Genomic DNA, 3,318 nt, shown 5'->3' on the forward strand with positions numbered 1-3,318 from the left:
CCACGCCCGCTCCCGCACCCGCCCTCGCCCCCTCGCGCGGCCCGCGCCGGTGGGAGCGCCGGCTCGCCGCCGAGGAGCCGGTGCTGCGCGACCACGTGGTCGACGGACGGCCCATCCTCCCCGGCGTCGGCCACCTGGACCTGGTCGCCGAGGCGAGCGGGGGACTGGCCGGATGCGCCTGCGTGGACGTCCGCTGGGTCGTCCCGCTGGCTCTGGGAGGGGCCGCGGAGACGGTCGCGGTGACCTTCGACGGCGACCGGTACGAGATCCGCGGCGCCGACGACGCCGTACGCTCCTGCGGCCGCCTCGCCGCCGCCCCGGCCGCGCCCGCCGCCCTCGACGTCACCGCGCTGCGCGCCCGCTTGGACGAAGGCCCGGGCGAAACCGCCTTCTACCGCGCGCTGGCCGGGCAGGGACTGCCGTACGGGCCGTTCTTCCGCCGCGTCCGGCAGGTGTGGACCGGCCGGGACGAGGTGCTCGGCCGGATCGGCGAGCCCGCCGGTGACGACCCGGCGCACCTCCTGCACCCGGGCGTCCTGGACGCCGCCCTGCACACCGTCGCCGCCCTGCTGGTCCGCCGCCGGGGCGAACACGCGCGGCCGATGCTGCCCTTCGCGGCCGACCGCGTCGACGTGTTCGGTGCCGTCCCCACGACCGGCTGGTCGTACGTCCGGGAGACCGGAACCGACCGCTGCGAGGTGCTGCTCTGCGACGACGCCGGAGCGGTACGGGTCCGCTTCGAGGGCCTGACCTACCGCGAGGCCAAGCCGCCCGCGGTGGTGGTGCACCAGCCCGTGTGGACCGCCCGGCCCGCCGAGGAGCGCGCCGCGGCCGCCCGCGGCGTGCTGCTGGTCGGGGAGCGGCTGGACGCCGAGCCCGCCGCCGGCATCGCCCGCGCCCACCGCGGCGCCGACGTACGGCGGCTCCCGGTCGGCCCCGGCGGCCTCGCGGACGCCGAACTCGACCGTGCCCTGGCCGGACCCGGCGCACCGGACCTGGTGTACTTCCTCGCCACGGCCCCCGGCCGCGAGCCCGCCGGCCGCGCCGAGCTGCGGGCCCTGACCGACCGGGGCCCGGTCGCCCTGTACCGCCTGGTGCGGGCGCTGGACCGGCACGGCCTGCTGGAGCGCGGGACGCGCCTCAAGGTCGTCACCACCGACGTCCACCCGCTGGAGGCGGGCGACGACTCCTCCCCGTGGGCCGCCGGCACCGCCGGCCTGGCCGCCGTCGCGGCCAAGGAGTTCCCCGCGCTGCGCGTGGCACTCGTCGACGTACGCGCGGCGGAGGCCGCCCACGCGGCCGGCGCGATCGTCGCCGAGCCGTTCCCGGCCCGGCCGGTGCCGGTGTCGCTGCGCGCGGGCGTCCGCCGGGTGCGCACCCTTGAACGGGTCGAACTGCCCGCCGCCGCGCCCCGCTTCCGCCCGGGCGGCGTCTACCTGGTCGTCGGCGGTCTCGGCGCCGTCGGCCGGGACACCTGTCGGCACCTGGCCCGCGTCTACGGAGCGAAGCTGGTCGTGGTCGGCCGATCACCCCTCGACGAGACCCGGCGGCGGACCGTCGCGGAGCTGGAGAAGGCGGGCGCCGAGGTCCGCTACCTGGCCCTCGACGCCACCGACCCGGGCGAGCTGAAGAAGGCCGTCGACCTCACCGTGCAGGAGTTCGGCACCCTGCACGGGGTGATCAACGCCGCGATGGTGCTGGTCAACCAGGTGCTCAGGGAGCTGCCGGAGGACGGGCTGCGGACCGCCCTGGAGTCCAAGGCCGACGCGACCTGGAGCCTGCTGGAGGCGGTGCGCGAGGTGCCGCTGGACTTCGCGCTCCTCTACTCCTCAGGCGTGGCCTTCGAAGGCAACCACGGCCAGGCCGGCTACGCCGCCGGCTGCACCTTCGCCGACGCCTGCGCCCTGCACGCCGCCCGCACCCTGCCCTTCCCGGTGCGGGTCCTCAACCTCGGCTACTGGCACGCGGGCGGCGACCCGGAGCGGGAGCGGGTGCTGCGCCGCTTCAGCGCCGCCGGCATCCGGCCGCTGAGCGCCGAGCAGGGCATGACCGTCGTCGAGCGGACCCTCGCGGCCGGACTGCCCCAGGTGTTCGCCCTGGACGCCGACCGGCCCATCCTGGACAACCTCGGCATCGACCCCGACCGCACCCTGCGCGTGCTGCCGGGCGGCGCGCCGGGCCCGCTGCCCGAGGTCCGCTTCCCGGGCGCGTCCGGGGAAGACCGTGAACTGGCCGCGCACCAGCGTGCGGTGGCCGAGGCGGAGGAACTGGCGCTGCGCCTGCTGGCGTCGGTGCTCGACCGGGCGGGACTGTTCGGCGCGGGCGAGGCCTCCCCGGAAGAGCTCGCCGCCCGCCTGGGCGTGGTGCCCGTACACGCCGCGCTGTTCCAGGCGCAGTTGGACATGCTGGCCGAGGCCGGCTGGCTGACCGTCACGGACGGGGGGCTGCGCCCGACGGGCCGCGGGACCACGCCCGAGGAGGAACTCAACACGGAATTCGCACAGTTGGCGGAACGGCACCCGTCCCTCGCGCCGGTCGTCACGCTCCTCGGTGACTGCCTGACCGCGCTGCCCGACGTGCTCACCGGCCGCCGCCCCGCCATGGAGGTCCTCTTCCCCGACGGCTCCGCCGAGCGTGTGGCCGCCGTCTACCGGGGCGACCCGGTCACCGACCGCTGCAACGCGGAGGTGGCGCGGCTCGTCGCCGAGCAGGTCGAGGCCCGCCGGGCCGCCGACCCCACCGCACCGGTGCGGATCCTGGAGATCGGTGCCGGCACGGGCGGTACGACGGCGGCCGTGCTCGCCGCCCTCGCCCCCCACGGCGACGGCGTCGAGTACGTCTTCACCGACGTGTCCCCGGCCTTCGTCCGCAAGGCCAGGAACCGCTTCGGCGCGCAGTACCCCTTCACCCGCTTCGAGGCGCTGGACATAGAGACCGACCCGGCCGGGCAGGGCCTGACCCCCGGCGTCCACGACGTGGTGCTGGCCACCAACGTCCTGCACGCCACCCGGCGGCTGTCCGACACGCTGACCGAGACCAAGCGGCTGTTGCGGCGGGGCGGTGCCCTGCTGCTGGTCGAGGGCACCCGGGCGCGGAACCAGCTGGCGCTCGTCTTCGGCCTGACGACCGGCTGGTGGCTGTTCTCGGACCCGGAGCAGCGCATGCCCCGCTCTCCGCTGGCGAGCGAGCGCCAGTGGCGGGACGCGCTGGCCGCGTGCGGCTTCACGGACATCAGCGCGGCCGCCCCGACGACGGATGCCGGTCCGGCCTTCCAGAGCGTCGTCGCCGCCGTCAGCGACGGTGTGGTGCCGGGCAACG

Annotated in this window: 1 protein-coding gene; it reads left to right on the forward strand. The window is 76.8% G+C overall.

The genetic code is table 11. The features are described from left to right. On the forward strand, positions 1-3,318 hold a 3,318-nt coding region (locus EBH09_RS30300), incomplete at both ends, for an SDR family NAD(P)-dependent oxidoreductase (RefSeq protein ID WP_193776614.1).

The sequence above is a fragment of the Streptomyces sp. E2N166 genome (assembly GCF_003671715.1).
Lineage (GTDB): Bacteria > Actinomycetota > Actinomycetes > Streptomycetales > Streptomycetaceae > Streptomyces > Streptomyces thinghirensis.